This is a genomic window from Pandoraea sp. B-6 (genome assembly GCF_000282835.1).
In the GTDB taxonomy this organism is placed as follows: Bacteria; Pseudomonadota; Gammaproteobacteria; order Burkholderiales; family Burkholderiaceae; genus Pandoraea; species Pandoraea cepalis.
Genome location: NZ_KB290565.1, coordinates 1 through 4,078, shown reverse-complemented (window position 1 = coordinate 4,078; position 4,078 = coordinate 1). Strand labels below are relative to the sequence as shown.

The following is a 4,078-nucleotide window of genomic DNA, read 5'->3' as shown; positions in this document are numbered from 1 at the left end:
GTTCGCGCTGGCGATCGGCGGTCACATCGAGCGCCTCGAAGTGGGACATTATCTGGGGCAGCCCGACGTGTGGCGCGACGCGTTGCGCGAGCGTCTGTTGTCTGCGCAGGCGGCGTCTTCCCCGGACGGCGACGCCAGTACTTTGCCCCAGTGCGGTCTCGACGGCTGCGCGCTCTGAGCGTCTGCCACCTATCCCGAATTCACTCGTCACTTCCAGGAGAATCCCGATGAAAGTCGCCTTGATTGGTATTACCGGCCGCGTGGGTACGCGCGTTGCCGCCGAACTGCTGCAACGCAATCACACTGTGACGGGGATCGCCCGCAATCCAGAACGCGTCGAAGCCGAGCAGGGACTCACCGTCGCCAAGGGCGACGCCGCTGACCCGGCGTCGCTCGCGCCGCTGCTCGCCGGACACGATGCCGTGATCAGCGCGGGTCGCTTCGCATCCATGGACGCCGCCAAGCTGATCGACGCCGTCAAGCGGGCCGGGGTGCCGCGTCTGCTCGTGGTGGGCGGTGCGGGAAGTCTGGACGTCGCGCCGGGCAAGGCGCTGATCGATACGCCGGAATTCCCGGAGGCATACAAGCCGGAAGCCAGCGCAGGCCGCGCGTTCCTGCAAGTGCTGCGCGCCGAGCCGAAGGCGTCACCGCTGAACTGGACGTTCCTGTCGCCGTCGGCATTGTTCGAGCCGGGCGAGCGCACGGGCCAGTTCCGTCTCGGTGGCGACGGTCTGCTCGTCGATGCGAACGGCAAGAGCTGGATCTCGATGGAAGACTATGCCATCGCCCTGGTCGACGAACTCGAGCGCAACGCGCATCCGCGCGCGCGCTTTACCGTCGGCTACTGAGCGTGAGATGACGGCGGTGCGTGTCGATCGTTGGCGCGATCAGCGTGCCTGCCGGAACGTGAGGTTGTAACGCACGGCTTGCGCGTCGAAACTGCCTTCGACGCCCGCAATGCCGTGATAGACGAGTCGCGACGGCCCACCCCAGACGACCACGTCGCCCGGGGCCAGACGAATGCGGCGGGTGCGATCGCCACGGTGCACTCCGCCCCACAGAAACGTCGCGGGAAGTCCAAGCGACACCGACACGATGGGCGCGCCCAGATCGCGCTCATCGTGATCCTGATGCAACGTGAGCCGCGCATCCAGCGAGTAACGATTGACGAGACAGGCGTCTGGCGCGAAGTCGCGATACCCCGCAGCGTCGGCGGCGCGGCGCGCGAGCGCGACAAACGATGCCGGCATTGATGGCCACGGTTGTTGCGAGAGAGGATCGTGCGTGCCGTAGCGGTATCCCTGTCGGTCGCTGATCCATCCCACGTCCCCGCAATTCGTCATGGCGACTGACATGCGCTTTCCGCCCGGCGTCAGCCAGTGACGCAGCGGCGCTTGCGCGATCACCGCGTCGATATCGGCCTGCAAGGCCGTCAGTTGTGACTGTGCGAACCCTCGCAACACGAATGCTCCCGGACCGAGTGCGTCGAATGGCGGCGTGCCGTGGTCTTTGTCGTCGTGCGCAGAGCCGAAAAGATCGAGTGTCATGTGGCGTCGTGCAGGATCACGCCGAGCGTGTGTCGATGGCCGCTGCGCACCCGGCTCACCCCGTGTCGCAGGTTGACGCGATACACCCCGCGCGTGCCGTTCACCGGACGGTGATGCACGGCGAACACGACCGCATCGCCGCGCGTGAGCGGCACCACCTCGGCGCGCGACTGCATGCGCGGGCGCTGTTCGGTGACGACGAACTCGCCGCCCGTGAAATCCTCGCCGGGCTGAGACAGGAGAATGGCCACCTGCAACGGGAAGACGTGTTCTCCGTAGAGGTCTTGATGCAGGCAATTGTAGTCGCCGGCCGCGTAGCGCAGCAGCAACGGCGTCGGTCGGCGCTGACCGGCGCGGTGACATTGCGCGAGGTAGTCGTGGTGTGTGGGCGGATATTGCGTGTCGATGCCCATCGCCGCGTGCCAGCGGTGCGCGATATCGCGCAACGGCGCGTAGAACGCTTCGCGCAACGCGGCGACCTGCGGCGGCAGCGGGTAAGCGAAGTACTGATATTCGCCCTGCCCGAACCCGTGACGCGCCATCACGATACGGCTGCGGAAACGCGGCGACGTGGGCGTAGTGCTCAGTGGCGCGCCGGTCTCGCCGTACATCGCGCAAAGCGTGGCACACTCGCTCGCGTTCAGCAGTTGTGGAATGCGCGCCGCACCGTAGCCATTGAGTTCGTCTTCGAGGGCGGCCCAATCGAGCGACAGCACGCGCGCGCTCACTGCGTCACCTGGGTCGTCGCGTCGGCACTTTCCTCGCCTTCATGGGCGAGCAAGGCGCGTTTGCGCTCGACGCCCCAGCGATAGCCCGACAGCGCGCCGTCTTGGCGCACGATGCGGTGGCACGGAATCACGACGGCCAACGGGTTCGATGCGCATGCCTGTGCTACCGCACGCACCGCACGAGGGGCCCCAATGCGCTCGGCGATCTGCGTGTAGCTGGCGGTCGCACCGGCAGGCACGTCGCGCAGCGCTTGCCACACGCGTTGCTGGAACGCCGTGCCGCGCACATCGAGCGGCAACGACAGACCGACGCGCGGCGACTCCACGAACCCCACCACCTGGGCCACCCATCGCTCGAACTCGGCGTCGGCCCCGACCAGTTCCGCATGCGGAAAGCGGTCTTGCAACGCCTTCACCAGCGTATCGGGGTCGTCGCCCAACGACACGGCACAGAGTCCGCGCGGCGTGGCGGCGACCAGCAATGCGCCGAGCGAGCACTGCGCCACGGCGAAGCGGATCGATTCGGCCTTGCCGCCCGCGCGGTACGCCGCGGGCTTCATGCCGAGCAGGGTGTCGGCACTCGCATAGAAGCGGCCGTTGGAATTGAAGCCGGCGTCGTAGTACGCCGACGTGACGCTCTCGGCGGCGGACAGTATGTCGCGCACACGCTCGGCGCGACGCGCGTTGGCATAAGCGCGTGGGGTCACGCCCGTGACCGCGCGAAAGAGTCGGTGGAAATAGTTCGGGCTCAGGCCGGCCTCGGCCGCGAGCGTGTCCAGTCGCAGTGGCACCTCGGCTGCCTCGATCTGCCGGCAAGCGGCGCTCACCAGTGCGGCGTGACGGGCCTGGCGCGCGCCGGACGCGCCAAGCGCAGGCTGGCAACGCTTGCAGGCACGAAAGCCCGCGCGCTCGGCTGCGGCGCTATCGGCGTGGAACGTTACGTTTTCGCGCCGCGCGAGCCGCGCGCCACACGAGGGGCGGCAATACACGCCGGTCGTACGCACGGCATAGAAGAATTCGCCATCCGCCTGTTTGTCGCGCGCCGCGACCGCGGCCCACTTGGCGTCGTCGGTCGCGTAGCGCGATTTGGCCGAAAGCTGGCTCGCCTGGACAGTCGGCGTCCGGGTCTGCGAACGACTCGGGCTGCCGGTCGGGGCGCCGGGCTGAAGGGGACGTTTGGCGGTCATTGGATAGGTGGGCATCACAGGGGGCTCCGGACGACTGAGGACTTGCCTTCAGTGTAGGGAACGGGGCGCGATGCCGCGCTCCGTTTCTTGCTGTCGAATTCGGTCAGCCGCCCGGCGGCATCGTCGTGCCAAGCTTGGCCGCAAGGCTCATCACCATCACGAGCACGAGCGCCTCGATGGCGACCACGCGCGCGAAGGCCGTCGTATCCAGCGGCGTCTCGCCCGTGTCCAGCGCAAGACGGGGCAAGAAATGCCAACGGTTCCACGCACCCAGCAATGCGGCAATGCCGACGAGCACGAGCTTCGTGACGAGCCAGGCGAAGTACGGCGCGTTCTGGGGGGCGAACCACAGCGAGGGCGTCTCACCGAGAGTGCGCCATGCGTTGAACGCCCCCGTCACCAGCGCGACGACCATGGCCAGCGCGGCGACCGAGGAAAGCCGTTCGCCGTACGCTGCGCGTGCGCCAACTGGCCAATGGCGCCAGCCCGGGATCGCGCATCCGGCCACGAGCAGCGCGCCGGTCCATGAGGCTGCGGCGGCGACATGCAGCGTGTGAATGCCAATGGCGAGCCACGGCACGGCCGCATCGGCCGCGTGCCCCGTCCCGGCGCGGGC

Annotated in this window: 5 protein-coding genes; 1 reads left to right on the top strand and 4 read right to left on the bottom strand. The window is 67.9% G+C overall.

Annotated elements, in window-relative coordinates:
* Positions 1-227: 227 nt before the first annotated feature.
* Positions 228-848, top strand: a complete 621-nt coding sequence (locus A985_RS0122850; RefSeq protein ID WP_026132314.1) for an NAD(P)-dependent oxidoreductase — start codon at positions 228-230, stop codon at positions 846-848.
* Between the two features lie 39 nt (positions 849-887).
* Here A985_RS0122850 and alkB read toward each other — a convergent pair whose 3' ends face one another.
* The 4 genes from alkB to A985_RS0122830 form a co-directional block, all read right to left on the bottom strand.
* Complete coding sequence (alkB, locus tag A985_RS0122845) at positions 888-1,547, bottom strand: DNA oxidative demethylase AlkB (RefSeq protein ID WP_017235701.1); 660 nt, start codon at positions 1,545-1,547, stop codon at positions 888-890.
* Positions 1,544-2,275, bottom strand: a complete 732-nt coding sequence (locus A985_RS0122840; protein WP_017235700.1) for a 2OG-Fe(II) oxygenase — start codon at positions 2,273-2,275, stop codon at positions 1,544-1,546. Before A985_RS0122840 ends, alkB begins: the two co-directional genes overlap by 4 nt.
* The gene (ada, locus tag A985_RS0122835; RefSeq protein ID WP_232424718.1) at positions 2,272-3,477 is read right to left on the bottom strand and encodes a bifunctional DNA-binding transcriptional regulator/O6-methylguanine-DNA methyltransferase Ada; all 1,206 of its coding nucleotides are present in this window, start codon (positions 3,475-3,477) and stop codon (positions 2,272-2,274) included. Before ada ends, A985_RS0122840 begins: the two co-directional genes overlap by 4 nt.
* Positions 3,478-3,565: 88 nt before the next feature.
* A partial coding sequence (locus A985_RS0122830) for a CopD family protein (protein ID WP_017235698.1) occupies positions 3,566-4,078 on the bottom strand: 513 nt, incomplete at its 5' end.